Annotated in this window: 17 protein-coding genes; 2 read left to right on the top strand and 15 right to left on the bottom strand. The window is 56.9% G+C overall.

The features are described 5' to 3' along the window. Nucleotides 1-28 precede the first annotated feature (28 nt). The 6 genes from alr to ASE07_RS06960 all read right to left on the bottom strand — a co-directional run bounded on the left by alr (nt 29) and on the right by ASE07_RS06960 (nt 8,208). Nucleotides 29-1,189 carry an alanine racemase gene (alr, locus tag ASE07_RS06985; protein WP_057290102.1) on the bottom strand — a complete coding sequence of 387 codons (1,161 nt, stop codon included), beginning with the start codon at nt 1,187-1,189 and terminating at the stop codon, nt 29-31. 332 nt (nt 1,190-1,521) lie between these two features. Further along, entirely contained in the window at nt 1,522-1,932 is a 411-nt protein-coding gene (locus ASE07_RS06980; RefSeq protein WP_057290101.1) for an NUDIX domain-containing protein, read from the bottom strand. A gap of 10 nt (nt 1,933-1,942) precedes the next feature. Continuing rightward, complete coding sequence (locus tag ASE07_RS06975) at nt 1,943-2,818, bottom strand: ATP-binding protein (protein ID WP_057290100.1); 876 nt, start codon at nt 2,816-2,818, stop codon at nt 1,943-1,945. A 1-nt stretch (nt 2,819) separates the two neighbouring features. After that, nucleotides 2,820-4,058: a bifunctional glutamate N-acetyltransferase/amino-acid acetyltransferase ArgJ gene (gene argJ, locus ASE07_RS06970; RefSeq protein WP_057290099.1), complete on the bottom strand. Its 1,239-nt coding sequence runs from the start codon at nt 4,056-4,058 to the stop codon at nt 2,820-2,822. Between the two features lie 211 nt (nt 4,059-4,269). Then, complete coding sequence (gene secA, locus ASE07_RS06965; RefSeq protein WP_057290098.1) at nt 4,270-7,035, bottom strand: preprotein translocase subunit SecA; 2,766 nt, start codon at nt 7,033-7,035, stop codon at nt 4,270-4,272. 222 nt (nt 7,036-7,257) lie between these two features. Further along, the gene (locus ASE07_RS06960) at nt 7,258-8,208 is read right to left on the bottom strand and encodes a M23 family metallopeptidase (RefSeq protein ID WP_057290097.1); all 951 of its coding nucleotides are present in this window, start codon (nt 8,206-8,208) and stop codon (nt 7,258-7,260) included. Between the two features lie 51 nt (nt 8,209-8,259). Between ASE07_RS06960 and ASE07_RS06955 the strand changes: the two genes are divergently transcribed. Continuing rightward, nucleotides 8,260-8,772, top strand: coding sequence for a DciA family protein (locus ASE07_RS06955; RefSeq protein WP_057290096.1), 513 nt, complete (start codon nt 8,260-8,262; stop codon nt 8,770-8,772). 100 nt (nt 8,773-8,872) lie between these two features. Here ASE07_RS06955 and lpxC read toward each other — a convergent pair whose 3' ends face one another. From lpxC to glpD, 9 genes are all read right to left on the bottom strand, one after another. Then, nucleotides 8,873-9,808: a UDP-3-O-acyl-N-acetylglucosamine deacetylase gene (gene lpxC / locus ASE07_RS06950; RefSeq protein ID WP_057290095.1), complete on the bottom strand. Its 936-nt coding sequence runs from the start codon at nt 9,806-9,808 to the stop codon at nt 8,873-8,875. A gap of 133 nt (nt 9,809-9,941) precedes the next feature. Continuing rightward, nucleotides 9,942-11,426 carry a glycerol kinase GlpK gene (gene glpK / locus ASE07_RS06945; RefSeq protein ID WP_057290094.1) on the bottom strand — a complete coding sequence of 495 codons (1,485 nt, stop codon included), beginning with the start codon at nt 11,424-11,426 and terminating at the stop codon, nt 9,942-9,944. A gap of 119 nt (nt 11,427-11,545) precedes the next feature. Next, a complete protein-coding gene (locus tag ASE07_RS06940) occupies nt 11,546-13,270 on the bottom strand; it encodes an ABC transporter substrate-binding protein (protein WP_057290093.1) in 1,725 nt (574 codons plus the stop codon). A 79-nt stretch (nt 13,271-13,349) separates the two neighbouring features. Next, the gene (locus ASE07_RS06935; protein WP_057290092.1) at nt 13,350-13,634 is read right to left on the bottom strand and encodes a DUF2160 domain-containing protein; all 285 of its coding nucleotides are present in this window, start codon (nt 13,632-13,634) and stop codon (nt 13,350-13,352) included. 1 nt (nt 13,635) lies between these two features. Further along, complete coding sequence (locus tag ASE07_RS06930; protein WP_442946054.1) at nt 13,636-14,442, bottom strand: carbohydrate ABC transporter permease; 807 nt, start codon at nt 14,440-14,442, stop codon at nt 13,636-13,638. Further along, nucleotides 14,439-15,308 carry a carbohydrate ABC transporter permease gene (locus ASE07_RS06925; protein ID WP_057290090.1) on the bottom strand — a complete coding sequence of 290 codons (870 nt, stop codon included), beginning with the start codon at nt 15,306-15,308 and terminating at the stop codon, nt 14,439-14,441. Before ASE07_RS06925 ends, ASE07_RS06930 begins: the two co-directional genes overlap by 4 nt. A 1-nt stretch (nt 15,309) precedes the next feature. Next, on the bottom strand, nt 15,310-16,395 hold the full coding sequence (locus ASE07_RS06920) for an ABC transporter ATP-binding protein (protein ID WP_057290089.1): 1,086 nt from the start codon (nt 16,393-16,395) through the stop codon (nt 15,310-15,312). Nucleotides 16,396-16,397: 2 nt separating this feature from the next. Further along, complete coding sequence (locus ASE07_RS06915; RefSeq protein ID WP_057290088.1) at nt 16,398-17,498, bottom strand: ABC transporter ATP-binding protein; 1,101 nt, start codon at nt 17,496-17,498, stop codon at nt 16,398-16,400. A gap of 85 nt (nt 17,499-17,583) precedes the next feature. Continuing rightward, nucleotides 17,584-19,119, bottom strand: coding sequence for a glycerol-3-phosphate dehydrogenase (gene glpD / locus ASE07_RS06910; RefSeq protein ID WP_057290087.1), 1,536 nt, complete (start codon nt 19,117-19,119; stop codon nt 17,584-17,586). A gap of 158 nt (nt 19,120-19,277) precedes the next feature. On the opposite strand from glpD, the gene ASE07_RS06905 reads away from it, so the two are divergent. Further along, nucleotides 19,278-20,039, top strand: a complete 762-nt coding sequence (locus ASE07_RS06905) for a DeoR/GlpR family DNA-binding transcription regulator (protein ID WP_057290086.1) — start codon at nt 19,278-19,280, stop codon at nt 20,037-20,039. The last annotated feature ends 217 nt before the right edge of the window (nt 20,040-20,256 follow it).

Below are 20,256 nucleotides of genomic sequence, written 5' to 3'. Positions count from 1 at the left end.
TCCTTCGAAATCCGATTGGTGTAACGATTCAAATGCTCAGCTCTTTGACTGGCAGGTATGTGCTGATAGTGGCTGTCTGCACCTGTGCACCGATGTACTGGCGGTGGTAGCGGTGACCGAGGCTGGTCAGAATTTCATAGGCAATGGTGTCGGCTTGCGCGGCTACTGCATCGACCGGCTGATGCGGGCCGATGAAATCGACCAGTGCACCGGATTGCAGCAAAGCCGGAGACAAGCCTGTTACGTCGATTGCGCAGGTGTCCATTGAAACCTTGCCAACAATAGGTGCCGTGGTGTCGCCGATAACGACCGAACCGCGATTGCTGAATGCACGGAGCCAGCCATCGGCATAGCCGATCGCAACAGTGGCAATCGCGCGCGGCCCCTGGGCGTGGTAGCTTATTCCGTAGCCGACGCCGGTGCCTGCAGCGATATCGCGGGTTTGAATAATCCTTCCCTGCAGACGAACTACCGGCATCATCGGGTTGGCAGCGCCACATACCGGCGCAATGCCGTACAGTGCTGCTCCGGGACGTACCAGGTCGAATTGATAGTCGGGACCGAGAAAAATGCCGGAGGAGTTGGCAAAGCTTGCAGGGCAAGCCGGGAACGCCTTGCGCAATGCCGTGAACGCGGAGAGCTGCCGATGATTCATTGGATGATCGGTCTGTTCGGCACAAGCGAGATGACTCATCAGATACTGCAGCTCGATACCACGCAGCTTGTCGGGGTTGGCAAGCAGCTCCTTGACTTCCGCTGTGCCCAACCCAAGCCTGGACATTCCGGTATCAACTTGCAGAATGCCACGAACAGAATGATTCAAGGTAGCTGCGGTACGGCGCCAACCGTCAATCTGCGTGACACTGTTGAGGACCGGGATCAGCCGATGGTGGACAAATTCCATCTCGGCACCGACAGGCGGTCCGTGGAGCACATAGATCTGAGCCGTTTCGGGCAAGTACGGACGAAGGGCGAGTGCCTCATCGAGGTGAGCAACAAAAAATTGGGTACAGCCTGCAGCGGAAAGCGCCGGAGCTACATGGTCGGCACCGAGACCGTAGGCATTTGCCTTCAGTACTGCGGCACACTGCGCGCGCCCGGACCGCTGCCGGAGGATCCGGTAGTTTTCCTGAATTGCCCCCAGATCAATACTGAGTACCGCGCCCGCATGCTGGGACCTTGCGCCCATTCGTCTGCTCCAGTGTGCGGAAGAAGCAAAAGGCTTCTCCATCTGGACGTTCATTCAGCAACATGCGTGCCAAATGGCAAACAACAATGAAATCAAGGACTTAAGTTTACAAATAATAAACTTGAAATTAGTAGCTGTATGTTATTGTGTACACATTCTCATATTAAGACATTTTTGTATTTAAAATCAATGACTTATATTTGTGTAATAAAATGTTTACACTGTACACAAATTAATACACAACGAGTCTTGCGGCAGTAGCCACCATGCAATAGATAAAATCTTGTGTTTAGTACAGAGAGTACAGAGTCTTGACCGAATTAAAGCTGTCATTAAGCCGGATAACGCAGCCTATCCAGCCACTCGATCAAGGGGATCGTTGCCGGAAGCAGAGGTTCGACACCGACGGTCCCTTGCCATGCGAACGCCTGGTCTTCCAGGCTTTGCGGCTCGCCTTCCCAATCGCGGCTGATGTAGAAGTGCAGGCGGACATGGGCATGCGGATAGACATGCTCAACTCCACACCAGGGGTCTGCCGATAATACTTGAACGCCAAGTTCTTCCCGCAGTTCACGCTTGAGCGCGTCCAGGATGGCTTCGCCTGGCTCCACTTTACCTCCCGGAAACTCCCAATAACCAGCATAGGGTTTCCCGTGGGGGCGCTGTCCAAGCAAGACATCGCCGTTCGGCTTCATGAGGATGCCAACGGCGACATCAATGGGAGAAGCAGTGTTTGTGGACATACAGATGACTTCAGTGATTGATCTTGCCGGCGTGGTCCTTGGCGAACTGCCAGGCGACCCGCCCTGACCTTGAGCCACGCTGCAGCGCCCAGCGTAATGCATCGCCTCTTGCTTCTTCGATCTGCTGGCCGTTGCAGCCAAAGTGCCGCAACCAATGCGCGACGATATCCAGGAAATCGTCCTGCTTGAATGGATAAAAGGAGACCCAGAGACCGAATCGTTCGGACAGGGAAATTTTTTCTTCCACCGTTTCACCCGGATGCAGATCGCCATCCTCGGTATGCACATAGGTAGCATTGTCCGAAACGCGCTCCGGCAACAGGTGGCGGCGATTGGATGTCGCATAGATCAGCACATTGTCGGACTGCGCGGCGATGCTGCCATCCAGCGCCACCTTCAATGCCTTGTAGCCGCTCTCGCCTTCCTCGAAGGAAAGATCGTCACAAAAAATCACGAAGCGCTCATTGCGTCCGGCCACCAGATCAACAATATCCGGCAGATCGCCGAGATCGTCTTTATCCACTTCGATCAGCCGCAAGCCTTGTGCCGCGTACTGATTGAGGCAGGCTTTGATCAGCGACGATTTGCCGGTACCGCGTGCGCCGGTGAGCAGCACGTTATTGGCTGGACGGCCTTCAACAAATTGTCGCGTGTTCTGTTCGATCTGCGACTTCTGCTGTTCGATGTTGTGCAGGTCTGAAAGTGCAATCGGCGCGATATGGGCAACTGGCTGCAGGTAGCCGCTTCCGTCCTTTCCGCCACGCTTACGCCAACGGAAAGCAGTAGCAGCGCTCCAGTCAGGAGTGAAACTTGCCGGAGGCAGAACGGCTTCGAGGCGCGCAAGCAAGGCTTCCGCCCGCGTCAGAAATTGATCAAGCTGTGTCATGTCAGGAACGATAGTCGGCGTTGATGCTTACATAGTCATGCGACAGGTCGCAGGTCCAGATGGTTGCTGCGGCGGTGCCGCGTGCAAGCTGAACACGGATGGTGATCTCGCTTTGCTTCATGACACGCTGCCCGTCTTCTTCCTTGTAGTCGGGATTGCGTCCGCCGTTCTTGGCAACCAGCACATCGTCCAGGTATAAGTTCAGCTTGCTGACATCGAGGTCATTGATACCGGCATAACCGATCGCAGCCAGGATGCGGCCGAGGTTCGGGTCCGACGCATAAAACGCTGTTTTGACGAGCGGAGAATGGCCGATCGAATAAGCAATCTGGCGGCACTCATCAACATTCGCGCCCTCTTCCACCGTGATCGTCATGAACTTGGTTGCACCTTCACCATCGCGCACAATCATCTGCGCCAGTTCCTGCGAAATTGCCGTCACTGCCGCGGACAGTTCGGTGTACGCAGGGGTATTGGCATCATTCACTTCGAGCTGACCAGCGCCGGTCGCAATCAGCATGAAGGAGTCGTTGGTCGATGTATCGCCGTCGATCGTAATGCAATTGAAGGACTGGTCGGCGGCTTCCTTTACCATGCGCTCCAGAAGCGGCTGCGCGACCTTGGCATCGATCGCCAGGAAGCCGAGCATGGTTGCCATATTCGGCTTGATCATACCTGCGCCCTTGCTGATGCCGGTCATGGTCACGCTCTTGCCATCGATTGTCACGGTACGCGAGGCCGCCTTCGGCTGCGTATCGGTAGTCATGATGGCTTCAGCGGCGTTGTACCAGTTGTCCGCCTGAAGGTTGGCAATTGCCTGCGGCATGCCTGCCTTGATCCGATCGACCGGTAATTGCTCGAGAATGACACCAGTGGAAAACGGAAGAATTTGCGATGCATCGCAAGCCAGCAATTCAGCAAGCGCGGCACAAGTTGCATTGGCATTCGCCAGACCGGTGTCACCTGTGCCCGCATTGGCATTGCCGGTATTGATGATCAGTGCGCGAATCGGCGCACCACCCTGATTGAGCTTGCCGAGATGCGTCTTGCAGATCTGTACCGGTGCTGCACAAAAACGGTTCTTGGTGAAGACACCGGCAACGCTCGCGGTCGGGGCCAGCTTCAGCACCAGCAAATCCTTGCGGTTGGCTTTTCGCACGCCGGCCTCGGCATGGCCGAGCTCGATGCCGGCGACGGGTTTCAAATTGGCGGGAACAGGAAGCGGAAGATTGACGGCCATGGCGGTGTTGCTCGTAGGACGGTTGGAGAAGAGCGATATTGTAAACGGTTCGTGCGGCAGATGCCCCACGGCGGGATCCTGCCAAGGCAACTACCTCCGCCAAATAAACTCCATCAGCGATCGCCTGCAGAAAAAAGAAAGGGCAGGTTACCCTGCCCTTTTTTCACGACATGACTTCATGTCTGTCTTGCGACCTACTGCTGATTACGACTTAGGCCAGTTTGCCATGACATTGTTTGTACTTCTTGCCGCTGCCGCAAGGGCAAGGATCGTTGCGACCGACCTTCGGCAGACCGTCGGCGACAGACTGCCGACGGGCATCGTTCGCGGTCGCAACCGGCGCGAGCAATTCTTCGGGTGCTGCGTCCGGATTGAAGTCTGCATGCTGGAAGTGCAGGTTTTCGACCTGGGAATGTGACAGCTCTTCTTCAGCCGCGTCGATTTCCTCACGAGACTGAATGCGCACTGTCATCACAATGCGTACGACCTCGTTCTTGATCAGGTCCAGCATCTGACCAAACAGTTCAAAGGCCTCGCGCTTGTATTCCTGCTTCGGGTTCTTCTGCGCATAGCCGCGCAGATGGATGCCTTGACGCAGGTGGTCGAGTGCGGCCAGGTGTTCGCGCCAGTGCGTGTCGATGCTCTGCAGCATCACACTGCGCTCGAAGCCGGCAAACGCGTCCTTGCCAATCACATCCACCTTCGCGGTGTAAGCGTCGTTGGCAGCCTTGATCACACGTTCGAGCAAATCTTCGTCGGTAAGATCAGGTTCGGCTTCCAGCATCGTCGAAAGCGGCACGTCGAGTTGCCATTCGCCGGACAGCGCCGCCTCCAGGCCCTTGATGTCCCACTGTTCTTCCATCGATTCGGCCGGCACGAAGCTGCGGAAAAGATCCGTGAACACCCCTTGCCGCAAAGAGGCAACCAACTCAGAGACGTCCTGCGACTCGAGCAGCTCATTACGCTGCTGATAGATTACCTTGCGCTGGTCATTGGCAACGTCGTCGTATTCGAGCAATTGCTTACGGATGTCGAAGTTGCGGGCTTCAACCTTGCGCTGTGCAGACTCGATGGAACGCGAGACGATACCGGCTTCAATCGGCTCGCCTTCCGGCATCTTGAGACGGTCCATGATCGCGCGCACGCGGTCGCCGGCAAAGATGCGCAGCAAGGGGTCATCAAGCGAGAGGTAGAAGCGCGAGGAACCCGGGTCGCCCTGACGCCCTGAACGTCCACGCAGCTGATTGTCCACGCGACGGGATTCATGACGCTCGGTACCGATGATATGCAAGCCGCCAACCGATACCACATGGTCGTGCAGGGACTGCCATTCATCGCGCAGCGTCTTCGCCTGCGCCTGCTTGTCGGCATCGCTCAGGTTAGGGTCGGCTTCAATGATCTGGATCTGCTTTTCGACATTGCCGCCGAGGACGATGTCAGTACCGCGACCGGCCATGTTGGTGGCGATGGTGATCATCTTCGGACGACCGGCCTGCGCAACGATTTCCGCTTCACGCGCATGCTGTTTGGCGTTCAGGACGTTGTGCGGCAGCTTTGCCTTATTGAGGATGCCGGACAGCAGTTCGGAGTTCTCAATCGAGGTGGTACCGACCAGCACCGGCTGTCCACGCTCATAGCAGTCCTGGATATCCGTGAGCATCGCGTTGTATTTTTCCTGCGCGCTCTTGTACACCTGGTCCTGACGGTCCTTGCGCTGGCTCGGACGGTTAGGCGGAATCACGACGGTTTCGAGGCCGTAGATTTCCTGGAACTCGTAGGCTTCGGTATCTGCCGTACCTGTCATGCCGGCCAGCTTGCCGTACATGCGGAAATAATTCTGGAAGGTGATCGAGGCCAGCGTCTGGTTCTCGTTCTGGATCTTGACGCGCTCTTTGGCCTCGACTGCCTGATGCAGGCCATCGGACCAGCGACGCCCGGTCATCAGGCGGCCGGTAAATTCGTCGACGATGATGACTTCGCCGTTCTGCACCACATAGTGCTGGTCCTTGTGGTACAGCGTATGCGCGCGCAAGGCCGCATACAGATGGTGGATCAGGGTGATGTTGGCCGGATCGTAGAGCGACGCACCTTCGGGCAGCAGGCCCATGCCGGTCAGGATCTGCTCTGCCTTTTCATGGCCGGCCTCGGTCAACAGCACCTGGTGCGCTTTCTCGTCCTTGGTATAGTCGCCGGGCACTTCGATCTTGCCCTTGCCATCCGGTGTCTCTTCGCCAATTTGCAGCGTCAGCATTGGCGGTACGTCGTTCATACGAACATACATGTCGGTATGATCTTCGGCCTGGCCGGAAATGATCAGTGGCGTACGTGCTTCATCGATGAGGATCGAGTCCACTTCATCAACGATGGCGAAATTCAGGCTGCGCTGCACGCGGTCACCGGTGTCATACACCATGTTATCGCGCAGGTAGTCAAAGCCGAATTCATTGTTGGTGCCGTAAGTGATGTCGGCGGCATAGGCACCCTGCTTGGTGTCGTGTGCCATCTGCGACAGGTTGACGCCGGTGGTCAGGCCCAACCAGCCGTACAGGCGTCCCATCCATTCCGCATCGCGCTGGGCGAGATAGTCATTGACCGTCACCACGTGCACGCCCTTGCCGGACAAGGCATTCAGGTAGGCGGCCAGCGTGGCCATCAGCGTCTTGCCTTCGCCCGTACCCATTTCGGCAATCTTGCCGTAGTGGAGAACCATGCCGCCGATCAGCTGGACGTCGAAGTGGCGCATTTTCAGCACCCGCTTGCTGGCCTCGCGGCACACCGCGAAGGCTTCTGGCAGGATGTCGTCCAGAGAAGTGCCTTTGGCAATACGATCCTTGAACTCGGGCGTCTTGGCCTGCAACTCGGCATCCGAGAGCTTTTCCATGGCCGGCTCGATCGCATTGATCTCGCGAACGGTCTTTTGGTACTGTTTGATCAGCCGCTGGTTGCGACTGCCGAAAATCTGGGTCAGTAATGACATGCTTGGATTCTGAAAATGGTTCCGCAGGTGCGACGTTGGCACTGGCGTTTTCCGGACTAGGCTAAATTGCGGATTCTATCATGCGGCTCGGCCGAAGCCGCTTGACGCAAAATCAGCGCGCACTGTTTTAGCCGGTAAATATCTCAGTCAACGGACTAAGTGGGGCCTGGTCATCAGGAAACAATACCCGGCATTCTGGAACACTACAAATATTGCAACAAGTTATTTGGCAGCCAGGTTGGCAAGCCTTCCCTGATCGGCACCCGCCGCCAGGAATTTATGCGGATCCTGCTGCACGCCTTTGACCAGCACTTCAAAATGCAGGTGGGCACCGGTCGAACGTCCTGTCGAGCCGATATCGGCGACATGTTGTCCGCGCTTGACAATATCTCCCACTTTAGCCAGCAAGCGGGAAGCATGCGCATAGCGGCTAACAATATTGTTGCCATGATCGATCTCGAGCATGTTGCCGAACTGGTGGTGATATTCGGCGGCAATTACCACACCGCCTGCAGCGGCAACGATGGCCGTGCCGGGCACGGCAGCAAAATCAATACCTTCATGAAAAGTATTGCGCCCGGTAAAAGGGTCGAGGCGCCAGCCAAATCCCGATGCGTTATAGCTTACGTTCACCGGCTGGATGGTCGGCAACAGTTTGGATTTGATTTTTTGACTCATAAGCGTGGTTTCCACCACATTCATATAGTCAGCGCGGTGTTCCACATCTTTTGCCGTGGCATCCAGCAATCGTTGAAAATCAACCATGCTGATTGGCTGGTCCTTGATGCTGGAAGGCTCCGCGCCACCGCGCCCCGGCAATTCCTTGAAATTGAACTCCTGCGGCTTGACGCCTGCCAATCCTTGAACACGTTCGCCCAAGGCATCCAGGCGCATCAATTGAGCCTGCATTTCACCCAGCTTCATCGCCATTGCGGTCAGGCTTTCCTTTACATACCTGTCCTTCTTGTTTGCGTCTTCCTGGTTAGCGGAGGCCAAGGCTTCCTTGACCATCGGAATATTCAATTCGGTCGCGTGACGAAAGGTCAGATAATAGAGAAGGCAAGCGGCCATGATGACGGCCAGTATGAATCCGAGCGCTGCCAGAAGCAGATGCCAGTGTGTAAGCGTGACCGACCTGGCATTGAAGCGGGGGTGCAACAGGATAATTTGCATTACGTCTCCTGCGATTCGTCCATCGTGGATGAGGTGTGATAAGGTTTGAGCATGATCCGCTCGCCCTCATTTCTCTCTTATGGTCCAGGTACGCGGCCTGGACGCAGCCCTGCGAAAAAGTCTGCTCAGGGCATTACCGACTACCTGCGTGCCAACGACAAAATGGCTGCGCTGTTGCCGGCGATTACTCGGATGGCCGCCCTGCAGCAGGACTGCACGGCGATTCTTCCCGCGATATTTGACGCCTGTTCGGTGATCCAGTTCGAATCCGGACAACTTGTTTTTTCAACACCGAACGCCGCACTCGCCGCCAAACTCAAGCAACAGTTGCCTAAACTTCAAGAAGCACTATTGCAACGGGGTTGGCAGGTTAACGCAATACGCCTTAAAGTGCAAGTTAGAAAGATTGTTGAAAAAGCAAAACCTGTAAAGCAAATCAGCCTGCCTGTACAGGCAGTTTCAGCGCTTGCTTCGCTGACGGAATCGCTCGACGATTCACCGCGTAACGAGGCACTTAAAGCAGCGTTAAGTGCGATGGTCAACCGACATCGGAGCGGCCGCTAATTGGCATCCCGGCCTGGCGTCGAAGCGGATTCCACATTGGTGTAGTGGTGGTGTAGTGGTGCCGCAAATTGTTTCTCCGCATCCCAATTGGGAACCGACGCTAGTTGAACGCCCATTCCTGCCTGGTCTGGCGAGCGTAGGCATGCGGTGCAGCGGCATCAGAGTCGAACGTGACGATGTCGTACGCCTCAGGGTGTGCCAGCAGTTCGCGCAATAGCAGGTTATTCAGGGTGTGGCCAGACTTGTGTGCGACATAACTGGCCAACAATGGATGGCCGACCAGGTACAAATCGCCGATCGCGTCGAGAATCTTGTGGCGCACAAACTCATTGTCATAGCGCAGGCCATCGGCATTCAGGATCCGGTATTCGTCCATCACGATCGCGTTTTCCAGCGAACCGCCGCGGGCCAGGCCCATGCCACGCAAGGTTTCAACATCCTGCATGAAGCCGAAGGTACGCGCGCGCGCGATCTCTTTTACATAGGATTCAATAGCAAAATCGACTTCGGCGGTCTGCCCTGTGGCATCTACCGCGGGATGATTGAATTCGATGAAAAACTTGAGACGGAATCCGTCATACGGTTCGAGACGCGCCCACTTTTCTTGCGCGCCCTGGCCCTCGCGAACTTCGACTGGCTTTTTAACCCGGATGAATTTCTTGGGGACGTTCTGTTCCTGCAAACCGGCCTGCTGCAGCAGGAAAACGAAGGATGCGGCCGAGCCGTCCATGATGGGAATTTCTTCGGCGGTCACATCGACGTAGAGATTGTCGATGCCAAGTCCCGCGCAGGCGGACATCAGGTGCTCCACCGTCGATACGCGCGCACCGTCGCTGTCGAGGACCGAGGCCATGCGGGTATCACCTACCCCGGTTGCGCTTGCCGGAAGGTCAACAGGAGGATCGAGGTCGACGCGGCGGAAGACGATGCCGGTATCCGGCGCTGCCGGGCGCAACGTAAGTTCGACCTTGGTGCCGGAATGGAGTCCGACGCCAATGGTTTTTACAAGCTGTTTGACGGTACGTTGTTTGAGCATTGTGGAAGTATAGCAACTAACCCATGGGTCAATTGTTTAGAGATGTAACCATTGTTGGGGTTACACCACGCTATTTCCACCTTGGTCATTATCCAACGTCAGCGTTTTCCTTCCATTGGGCAAGCGGTCAGCATCACTCCAGCCACTGCTGGGAGCGCTGCACCGCGCGTCGCCACTGATGCATTCTTTGCACGCGTTCATCCTGTGACATCTGTGGTTCAAAACGCTTTTCAACTTGCCATTGCGCGGCGATCTCTTCCTGTGATTGCCAGTATCCAACTGCCAGTCCTGCCAGATAAGCGGCACCCAACGCAGTGGTCTCGGTCACCATCGGACGCACCACGGGAACCCCAAGAATATCTGCCTGGAACTGCATTAGCAGATCGTTGCGCGCGGCACCGCCGTCAACACGCAGTTCCGTTAACTGGATTGCCGCATCACGCTGCATCGCTTCCAGTACATCGGCGCTCTGGTAGGCGATACCAGCCAGTGTTGCGCGTGCGATATGCGCACTGGTGGTACCGCGGCTGATGCCCACAATCGTGCCGCGCGCATAGGCGTCCCAGTACGGCGCACCCAGACCGGCAAATGCCGGCACAAAAAACACGCCCCCCGTGTCCGGCACGCTTTGCGCCAATGCTTCAACTTCCGCCGAAGTCTTGATGATGCCAAGACCGTCGCGCAGCCACTGCACTGCTGCACCAGCGTTGAAGACACTGCCTTCCAGCATGTAATCGGTTTGTTGTCCGAGGGTCCAACCCACCGTTGTCAGCAAGTTATTGTGCGAGGTGATTGCCTGCTTGCCGGTATTCATCAGCATGAAACAACCGGTGCCATAGGTGTTCTTCGCCATGCCCGGCTGATGGCAAGCCTGGCCAAAAGTAGCGGCTTGCTGGTCGCCCGCAATGCCGGCAATCGGAATTTCCCTGCCCAGCAGTTCAGCTGCGCAGTTCCCGACAATGCCGCTGCCCGGCACGACTTGCGGCAGCAGGCTCGCCGGTATATCGAGCAGCGCAAGCAGTTCTTCATCCCACTGCATACGATGGATATTGAACAGCAAGGTGCGCGAGGCATTGCTGGTATCGACGACATGCTTGCCGCAGAGCTTGAAGATCAGCCATGAATCGATGGTGCCGAATGCCAGTTCACCATGTTCCGCACGTCGCCGCGCACCGGGCACATTGTCGAGCAGCCATTTGAGTTTGGTGCCGGAGAAATAGGCATCGAGCACCAGCCCCGTCTTTTGCTGGAAGATGGGTTCCTTGCCTTGTTCGCGCAAGGCGTCGCACAGTGCCGCGGTGCGATGATCCTGCCAGACGATTGCATTGGCGACGGGTTCGCCGGTAGCACGATCCCACAGTACGACCGTCTCGCGCTGGTTGGTGATGCCGATGGCGGCAATATCCGTGGCAGCAACGCCGGTGTCCTTCAGTACTTGCTGCGCCACCGTGAGCTGGCTGCTCCAGATTTCATTGGCGTCATGTTCGACCCAGCCGGACTGGGGAAAGATCTGCCTGAATTCCTGTTGGGCGATGCCGTGCAAACGGCCGCCATGATCGAACAGAATGGCGCGCGAACTGGTCGTGCCCTGGTCGAGGGCGAGTATGTATTGGGTCACCGTGGAACCTCCATCACTAAACCGGGTACGAATGCCGGATACGAATGCACACCCGGACCCAAACGGTCCGGGTTAAAAAAAGCGCGGCAAGCGCCGCGCCTTTCCTGAAGTGCATGATATTACTTCACGCGTCCTTCTTTCCATGCCTGCAGCAACTTGTCGTAGGCAATCGTCTCACCCTTCGGCTTTTCGTTCGCCAGCTTCTTCCACGGTGCGCCGGTATCGGACAGATACTTGTTTGGATCACCCTTGGCATTGAGCTTCGGTGCGCAAGCCTTCATGCCGGCACGCTGCAGACGCGCCATCACCTGATCCATTTCCTCGGCCAGGTTATCCATCGCCGCCTGTGGAGTCTTTTCGCCGGTGACTGCGGTAGCGACGTTTTTCCACCAGAGCTGTGCGAGCTTTGGATAATCCGGAACGTTGGTGCCGGTCGGTGTCCATGCCACGCGTGCCGGGCTGCGATAGAACTCGATCAGGCCGCCGTACTTCGCTGCGTTCTTGGTGAAGTACTCGTGACGGATGTCGGAGTCGCGCACAAAGGTCACGCCGACAATGGATTTCTTCAGCGAGGTGGTCTTTGCATTCACGAACTGCGCATACAGCCATGCTGCGGCCTTGCGGTCATCCGGCGTCGACTTGAAGAAGGTCCATGAACCGACGTCCTGATAACCATTCTGCATGCCGTCTTTCCAGTACGGGCCATGCGGGCCGGGCGCCATGCGCCACTTCGGTGTGCCGTCCTGGTTGATCACGGCGGCGGCCTTGGTCATGGGCGCGGTGAACGCGGTGTACCAGAAAATCTGCTGGGCGATTTCGCCTTGTCCCGGTACCGGACCGGCCTCGGAGAAGGTCATGCCGTTGGCTTGCGGCGGGGCGTACTTCTTCATCCAGTCGACATACTTGGTCAGTGCATAGACGGCTGCCGGCGAGTTGGTTGCACCGCCACGCGACACGGACGCGCCAACCGGCGTGCACTTGTCGTCTGCGACGCGGATGCCCCACTCGTCGACCGGCAAGCCGTTCGGAATTCCCTTGTCGGCGGTACCGGCCATCGACAACCACGCATCGGTAAAGCGCCAGCCGAGCGACGGGTCTTTCTTGCCGTAGTCCATGTGACCGTAAATCTTCTTGCCGTCGATTTCCTTCACGTCATTGGTGAAGAAGTTGGCGATGTCTTCATAGGCGGACCAGTTGACCGGCACGCCGAGATCATAGCCATACTTGGCCTTGAATTTGTCCTTCAGGTCCTTGCGCTCGAACAGATCGGCGCGGAACCAGTACAGGTTGGCAAACTGCTGGTCGGGCAACTGGTACAGCTTGCCATCCGGTGCGGTGGTGAAGCTGGTACCGATGAAATCCTTGATATCAAGATTCGGGTTGGTGAAGTCCTTGCCCTTGCCTGCCATATAGTCGGACAGCGGCTCGATCGCACCATAGCGATAGTGGGTGCCGATCAGATCGGAGTCGGAAATCCAGCCGTCGTAAATGCTCTTGCCGGACTGCATGGATGTCTGCAGCTTTTCGACTACGTCACCTTCCTGGATCAAGTCGTGGTTGACGGCAATGCCGGTGATTTCGGCAAAGGCCTTGGCCAGTGTCTTGGATTCATAGACGTGGGTATCGATGGTTTCCGATACCACGCTGATTTCCTTGACGCCTTTGGCTTTCAACTTGTCTGCCGCGGCGATAAACCATTTCATCTCATCGAGCTGTTGCTGCTTGCTCAATGTGGATGGCTGGAATTCCTGGTCCACCCATTTTTCGGCGGCCTTCATGTCGGCCCAGGATGCGCCTGAGGCAAGCATTGCCGCAGCCGCTAATGCTGTCAGTTTCAGTCTCATATCTCCACCTTTTTATGCCTTTCCCTGGACAGAAGCACAGGATGGCGGGAAAGGTACCCATCCTGTGCCGCGGCGTGGGTCACCCCCAGCGCATCACAATCACCAGCACAACGAATCCGATTACCGCGCCAATCCATTGATCGAGTTCTGTAAAGCCGGCCCACGCAAGGTTGACATAGGCGGCAGTGAGCAAGCCAATGAACAAGCGGTCGCCGCGCGTCGTGCTGATCGGCAGAAAACCCTTGCGCTCCACGGTAGGCGAACGCACCTGCCAGAGAGTCATGCCGAACAGCATCAATACGATGGCAGTAAAGAAGATGGCAACGGGCGGTGTCCACGCCATCCATGCAAACGTGTTTTCCATCTCACACCCTTCCCATGGCAAAGCCCTTGGCGATGTAATGCCGGACGAACCAGATCACCAGCGCGCCAGGCACGATTGTCAATACGCCCGCTGCGGCAAGCACGCCCCAGTCCATGCCGGCCGCCGACACGGTCCGCGTCATGGTGGCCGAGATCGGCTTTGCGTTCACCGAGGTCAGCGTACGTGCCAGCAGTAATTCGACCCAACTGAACATGAAGCAAAAGAATGCCGTCACACCGACACCCGACTTGATCATCGGCAGGAATATCTTCACGAAGAATTTCGGGAAGCTGTATCCATCGATGTAAGCGGTTTCGTCGATCTCCTTCGGGATGCCGGACATGAAGCCTTCCAGGATCCATACCGCCAGCGGCACATTGAATACCATGTGCGCCAACGCGACTGCCAGATGCGTGTCCATCAGTCCTACCGTTGAATACAACTGAAAGAACGGCAGAAGAAACACCGCAGGCGGTGTCATCCGGTTGGTCAGCAGCCAGAAAAAAAGGTGCTTGTCGCCGAGGAAGGAGTAACGTGAAAACGCATACGCCGCAGGCAAGGCAACCAGTACCGACAACACCATATTGATCGCGACATAAATGATCGAATTGATGTAACCGTCATACCATGACGGGTCGGTAAAGATTGTCTTGAAGTTGTCGAAGGTCAGGTTGTTCGGCCACATCGTCAACGCGCCAATGATTTCTTCATTGGTTTTCAACGACATGTTGAGCATCCAGTAGATCGGCAACAGCGACAGCAGCAGGTAGATTATGAGGATGGGTGCCGTCAGGCGTTTGCTCATCATTTTTGATCTCCCGTTCCAACGCGCTGCATCCAGTTGTAGAGCACGAAGCAGAACAGCAGGATGATCAGGAAATAGATCAGTGAAAACGCCGCTGCCGGTCCAAGATCGAACTGTCCAACCGCCTTCTGCGTCAGGTATTGCGACAGGAAAGTCGTCGCATTGCCAGGTCCGCCGCCAGTCAGTACGAATGGCTCGGTATAGATCATGAAGCTATCCATGAAGCGCAGCAGCACGGCGATCATCAGCACATTGCGCAGTTTGGGCAACTGTATGAAACGGAACACCGCCCACCGCGAAGCGCCATCGATGCGCGCCGCCTGGTAATACGCATCCGGAATGGCACGCAAACCTGCGTAGCACAACAGAACCACCAGCGGCGTCCAGTGCCATATATCCATGACCAGAACGGTGACCCAGGCATCGACGGAATCGCCGGTGTAGTTGTAGTCCACGCCAAGGCTGTTGATGCCATAGCCCAGTAAGCCGATGTCGCCGCGACCGAAGATCTGCCAGATGGTGCCGACAACGTTCCAGGGAATCAGCAGCGGCAAGGCGATCAGCACCAGGGACATCGAGGCTTTCCATCCTTGCGCGGGCATCGCGAGCGCGATCAGGATGCCAAGCGGAATTTGTATTGCCAGCACTGACAGCGAAAACAGCATCTGGCGATACAGTGCGCCATGCAGTTCCTCGTCGCGCATCACCAGCCTGAACCATTCGGTGCCCACGAATACTTTTTGCGTCGGGCTCAGAATGTCCTGTACCGAGTAATTGACGATCGTCATTAATGGCAGGATCGCAGAAAACGCGACACAGAGGATCACGGGCAAAATCAGGAACCACGCGCGGTTGTTATAGGTTTTCATGTCATGCCACCCGCTTGTCGTTGACGTAGTAAAGAGTGCGAGCTATCGGCAGGTGCAGCCAGACCTTGTCGCCTGCTTTTGCGCTCAGGTGGCGCAGTTTGGCAAACACGGTATGGGCACCAACCTGGAACTCGCCAAGGCAGTGTGTGCCGAGATTGCGCACCGCTGTGACGGTCGCGGCGGCGGTGCCCGGCTGTGCATCGAACATCGGCTCGACAAACTCCGGGCGAATGCCCAGAGTGATCTTGCCGTCGGCGCCTTGCAGTACCGACGCAGCGGCAGGTGCAAGCGGAATGGCGCTGCCGTCGATATGCGCAAGGCCATCGCGAACGGAGCATGGCAGCAGGTTCATGCCGGGATTGCCGATGAAGTAGCCGACGAAGGTATGCGCCGGTTCTTCGAACAACTCCTGGGCACTGCCCGCCTGCACCACCTCTCCCTCGGTCATGACAACCACCTTGTCGGCGAACGTGAGCGCTTCCACCTGGTCATGCGTGACATAAATCAGCGATAACTTGAGTTCGTGGTGGATTTCCTTGAGTTTGCGGCGCAATAGCCACTTCAGGTGCGGATCGATCACCGTCAATGGCTCGTCGAACAGTACCGCGGCGACGTCTGGGCGGACCAGGCCGCGGCCAAGGGAAATCTTTTGCTTCGCATCGACCGATAGGCCGCTGGCGCGGTGCTTGAGATCAGGCGTCAGTTCCAGCATGTCGCCGATCTGATGCACGCGCTTGTTGATGTCCGCGGTTTTCCAGCCGCGGTTGCGCAAGGGAAAAGCGAGGTTGTCGAACACCGTCATGGTGTCGTAAATCACTGGAAACTGAAACACCTGGGCAATATTGCGCGCCTCGGGGGGCAGCTCGGTGACATCCTTGCCATCGAACAAGACACGTCCGTGCGACGGATGCACCAGCCCGGAAATGATATTGAGCAGCGTGGTCTTGCCGCAACCGGAAGGGCCCAGCAGCGCGTATGCGCCGCCATCGTTCCATTGCATATCCATTGGGCGCAAGGCGTAATCGCTCGGCTGCGAGGGATTCGGCTTGTAGGCATGCGCCAGTTCCTTGAGTTCTATGCGGGCCATGCTTATGCTCCTGCCGGAAGGTGGGTTGGCGCAAATAACAGCGCACCATCCTCTGCGAAGAGGAACAAGTCCCCGGGGCGGCAGTACATGCTGCAATGCGACCCGATTTCAAGGTCATGCACGCCGGGCAGTTGCGCGACCAGTGCTATCGGTCCGCGATGCACGTGTATATAGGTTTCCGATCCGCTGATCTCAGACAGGTCGACCTGCGCATCGATGGCAACGTCGTCAGGGTAGCGTGCGGCCAGCCGAAGACTGTGTGCACGCAAGCCGAGCCTCACTTGTTTGTGGCCGGACGCCCTTTGCAATTGCTCCGGATTAAGATGAATGGCGAGGTCGCCGTCGAGATGTGCGGTTCCATCGCCGTTGATGCTGGCCGACATCAGGTTGATCGGTGGATCGCTGAAAGTCCGTGCGGCCTGGATCGAAATCGGTGCATTGAACACATCAACCGTTGGTCCGCTCTGCAGCAACCTGCCCTCATGTAGCACAGCAACGTGGCCACCCAGCTGCAGTGCTTCCAGCGGTTCGGTCGTCGCATAAACGACCGTGGTACGGCCTTCGGAAAACAATTCGGTGAGTTCGCGGCGCAGTTCTTCGCGCAGCTTGTAGTCAAGGTTGACCAGCGGCTCGTCAAGCAGCAACAATCCGGCGTCCTTGATCAGCGCGCGTGCCAGCGCCGTGCGCTGCTGCTGGCCGCCAGAGAGTTCAGCCGGCGAACGCTGAAGGTAAGGCGTGATATGCAGGCGTTCCGCCATGTCATGCACACGCTTCTTGATTTCGGCTTCGGGTACCCGCTTGATGCGCAGCGGCGATGCGATATTCTCGAACACCGTGAACGATGGATAGTTAATGAATTGCTGGTACACCATCGCCAGGTCGCGATGGCGGACGGATACGCCGGTGACGTCCCTGCCGTCGGCGATCACATGGCCGGTAGTCGGGCGATCGAGCCCCGCCATCAGCCGCATAAGGGTCGTCTTGCCGGCCCGGGTTGTTCCGAGCAGGACATTGATGGTCCCTGGTATCAGCGAAAACGACAACGGATAGATGTGATCTTCCGCGCCATATTTCTTGCTGACGTTTTCCAATGCTAGAAGCACGCTGTCTTCCTCCTAAAAATCCCTGTGCGCCGTTGTTATCGCCGTTGTTATGTTTATGGCGCAGTTTGCCGGGCTATTCCTCAATCTATGCGACTGCCCGACCGGTATGCATCCAGGCGTCGAGCTTTGCTTCCGTGCCTGCGGGTACATGCAGGCCGAGCTTTGAACGACGCCAGAGGATGTCGGCGGCCGTGACCGCCCATTCATGCTCCATCAGATAATTGACTTCCGCGACATACAACCCGGGTGCGATTTCTCCGCCCATGTCGCCTATATGTGTGCGCCCCGATAGCAGGACATGGGTGCGTGTGCCATAGGCACGGGCGTAACGCGCGACCAGCGGCGCCGGCAGCCATGCATAGTTCATTTGCAATTCCCGCACGAAGCGGTCGAATTCCAGCACTGCGCGATTGTTCGGCTTGCTGCCGAACAAGTCGCCGCCGGGCATGCAAGCGTCAGCGGTCCATGCACCTTTTTGTACGGAAAGTTTAGGAGCGATCATGTCGACCGCTTCTTCGGCCAGCTTGCGAAAGGTAGTGATCTTGCCGCCAAACACGGATAGCAGTGGTGCCCCATCCTCATCGAGTTCGAAGCGGTAATCACGCGTCACAGCCGACGCGCTCGCGGCTTCGTCTTCTACCAGTGGACGCACACCGGAATAGGTCCACACCACGTCCTGCGGCGTAATGCCTTTTTTGAAGTAGCGATTGGCCAGTTCACACAGGTAAGAAATCTCCTGCTGGTCGATTTCGACCTTGTTCATGTCGCCCTGATAATCGATGTCCGTGGTTCCTACCAGCGTGAAATCCTGCTCATAGGGAATGGCGAAGACGATACGGCTGTCCGGATGCTGAAAGATGTACGCATACGGATGGTCGAACAGGCGCTTGACGACGATATGGCTGCCCTTGATCAGTCGCAGCGACTTGGCTGACGGTCGCTGCGCCGCAGTCTGCAGGAAGTGGGCGGTCCAGGGACCTGCCGCGTTGACCAGGCATTTCGCCCTGGCGTTGATCGTGGAACCGTCAGCCGTCCGCAGTTGCGCTATCCAACGGTCGCCTTGTCGTTGTGCGGATTCGCAGCGGGTGCGGGTAAAAATCTTCGCGCCTTTTTCAGCAGCGTCGACCGCATTCAGTACAACCAGGCGCGCGTCCTCGACCCAGCCATCCGAATAGACGAAGCCGCGCGTGAATGTCGGCTTGAGCGGCTCGCCCGCAGCATGCTTGCGCAGATCGATGCCTTGGGAGCCTGGCAGGATTTCCCGCTTTGCCAGGCTATCGTAAAGAAACAGGCCGGTGCGAATCATCCAGCCCGGCCGCTGCCCTTTATCGTGCGGCATGACAAAGCGCAGCGGCCACATGATGTGCGGCGCGGAGCGCAACAACACTTCGCGTTCGATCAGCGCCTTGCGTACTAGGTTGAATTCGTAATACTCAAGATAGCGCAAGCCCCCATGGATCAGCTTGGTCGACGCCGACGAGGTATGCGCGGCGAGATCATCTTTTTCGCACAAGACCACGGACAATCCACGACCCGCCGCATCACGGGCGATACCGGCACCATTGATGCCGCCGCCCACGATAAGCAGGTCGCAATCCAGTATGTGCGGGCTATTTTCCATGCGGTAATCGCCTTCGAAGTGTATTCTCGGTAAGATGACTGTGCGTAAGATACGACAATGTTCGAACTCAAATCAACAGAAATTTTGATTTTATTTTTTCGTTTGTGTTCGTTTACAATCAGCTTAGAGGTTTCGCAATTGTTTACCGGAGATAACGAATGACTCTTAATCCACGTCAAAGGCGCTTGCTTGAAGTGGTCAGGCAGCGGGTGACGATGTCGGTCGAGGAGCTCGCGCAAGAACTGGATGTGACACCGCAGACGGTGCGGCGCGATGTGAAGCAAATGGAAGAAGCGAAACTGCTGGCGCGGTATCACGGTGGCGTGGGACTACCATCGTCAGTGGAGAACATCGACTACAGCCAGCGGCAGGTGATGAATATCGATGCCAAGCGGCGCATCGCGGGCGCGGTGGCCAAGCAGGTGCCGCCGGGATGTTCCTTGCTGATCAATATCGGGACGACGACCGAGGAAGTGGCGCGGGCCCTTTCCCATCATCATGGTTTGCACGTGGTGACCAACAATCTGAATGTCGCGGCGATTCTTGCTGACAATCCGCAGTGTGAAGTGATCATTGCCGGCGGCGTGGTGCGTGGGCGTGACCGAGGGATTGTGGGCGAGGCGACGATTGATTTTATCCGGCAGTTCAAGGTGGATATCGGGATTATCGGGATTTCGAGTATCGAGGCGGATGGGACTCTGCGCGACTTCGATCCGCGTGAGGTGAAGGTGGCGCAGGCGATTATCGAGCAGTCGCGGGAGGTGTGGCTGGTGGCGGATCGGGATAAGTTTGGGCGGCAGGCGTTGGTGAGGATGGCGAGTTTGTCGCAGATTGATATGTTGTTTACGGATGCGCGGCCGCCGGAGGCGTTGGCGAAGGTGTTGAAGGAGGCGCAGGTGAAGGTGGTGGTGGCGCCTTGAGGGGTGTTGGGGTGTTGGGGTGTTGGGGTGTTGGGGTGTTGGGGTGTTGGGGTGTTGGGGTGTTGGGTTTTTTCTTCGGTGATTCTGGGCTGTTTGTTCTTCGTGGATGCTAGCCGGGACTGGCCCCGGCGGGCCACTCACTTTCTTTGCTTCGCCAAAGAAAGTGAGCAAAGAAAGGCGACCCCGGTTCAGCCGCCCTTCGGGTTCCCAAAAGAGC

Origin of the sequence: Noviherbaspirillum sp. Root189, from assembly GCF_001428545.1 — a bacterium.
Taxonomy (GTDB): domain Bacteria; phylum Pseudomonadota; class Gammaproteobacteria; order Burkholderiales; family Burkholderiaceae_D; genus Noviherbaspirillum.
Note: the sequence above shows the minus strand (reverse complement) of the source record. Positions and strands in the feature narration are given on the sequence as shown.

Excerpts from the sequence above, each read along its gene's own strand:
- alr (WP_057290102.1), bottom strand. The coding sequence starts at position 1,189 with ATGGGCGCAAGGTCCCAGCATGCGGGCGCGGTACTCAGTATTGATCTG.
- ASE07_RS06980 (WP_057290101.1), bottom strand. The coding sequence starts at position 1,932 with ATGTCCACAAACACTGCTTCTCCCATTGATGTCGCCGTTGGCATCCTC.
- ASE07_RS06975 (WP_057290100.1), bottom strand. The coding sequence starts at position 2,818 with ATGACACAGCTTGATCAATTTCTGACGCGGGCGGAAGCCTTGCTTGCG.
- argJ (WP_057290099.1), bottom strand. The coding sequence starts at position 4,058 with ATGGCCGTCAATCTTCCGCTTCCTGTTCCCGCCAATTTGAAACCCGTC.
- secA (WP_057290098.1), bottom strand. The coding sequence starts at position 7,035 with ATGTCATTACTGACCCAGATTTTCGGCAGTCGCAACCAGCGGCTGATC.
- ASE07_RS06960 (WP_057290097.1), bottom strand. The coding sequence starts at position 8,208 with ATGCAAATTATCCTGTTGCACCCCCGCTTCAATGCCAGGTCGGTCACG.
- ASE07_RS06955 (WP_057290096.1), top strand. The coding sequence starts at position 8,260 with ATGATCCGCTCGCCCTCATTTCTCTCTTATGGTCCAGGTACGCGGCCT.
- lpxC (WP_057290095.1), bottom strand. The coding sequence starts at position 9,808 with ATGCTCAAACAACGTACCGTCAAACAGCTTGTAAAAACCATTGGCGTC.
- ASE07_RS06940 (WP_057290093.1), bottom strand. The coding sequence starts at position 13,270 with ATGAGACTGAAACTGACAGCATTAGCGGCTGCGGCAATGCTTGCCTCA.
- ASE07_RS06935 (WP_057290092.1), bottom strand. The coding sequence starts at position 13,634 with ATGGAAAACACGTTTGCATGGATGGCGTGGACACCGCCCGTTGCCATC.
- ASE07_RS06930 (WP_442946054.1), bottom strand. The coding sequence starts at position 14,442 with ATGATGAGCAAACGCCTGACGGCACCCATCCTCATAATCTACCTGCTG.
- ASE07_RS06925 (WP_057290090.1), bottom strand. The coding sequence starts at position 15,308 with ATGAAAACCTATAACAACCGCGCGTGGTTCCTGATTTTGCCCGTGATC.
- ASE07_RS06920 (WP_057290089.1), bottom strand. The coding sequence starts at position 16,395 with ATGGCCCGCATAGAACTCAAGGAACTGGCGCATGCCTACAAGCCGAAT.
- glpD (WP_057290087.1), bottom strand. The coding sequence starts at position 19,119 with ATGGAAAATAGCCCGCACATACTGGATTGCGACCTGCTTATCGTGGGC.
- ASE07_RS06905 (WP_057290086.1), top strand. The coding sequence starts at position 19,278 with ATGACTCTTAATCCACGTCAAAGGCGCTTGCTTGAAGTGGTCAGGCAG.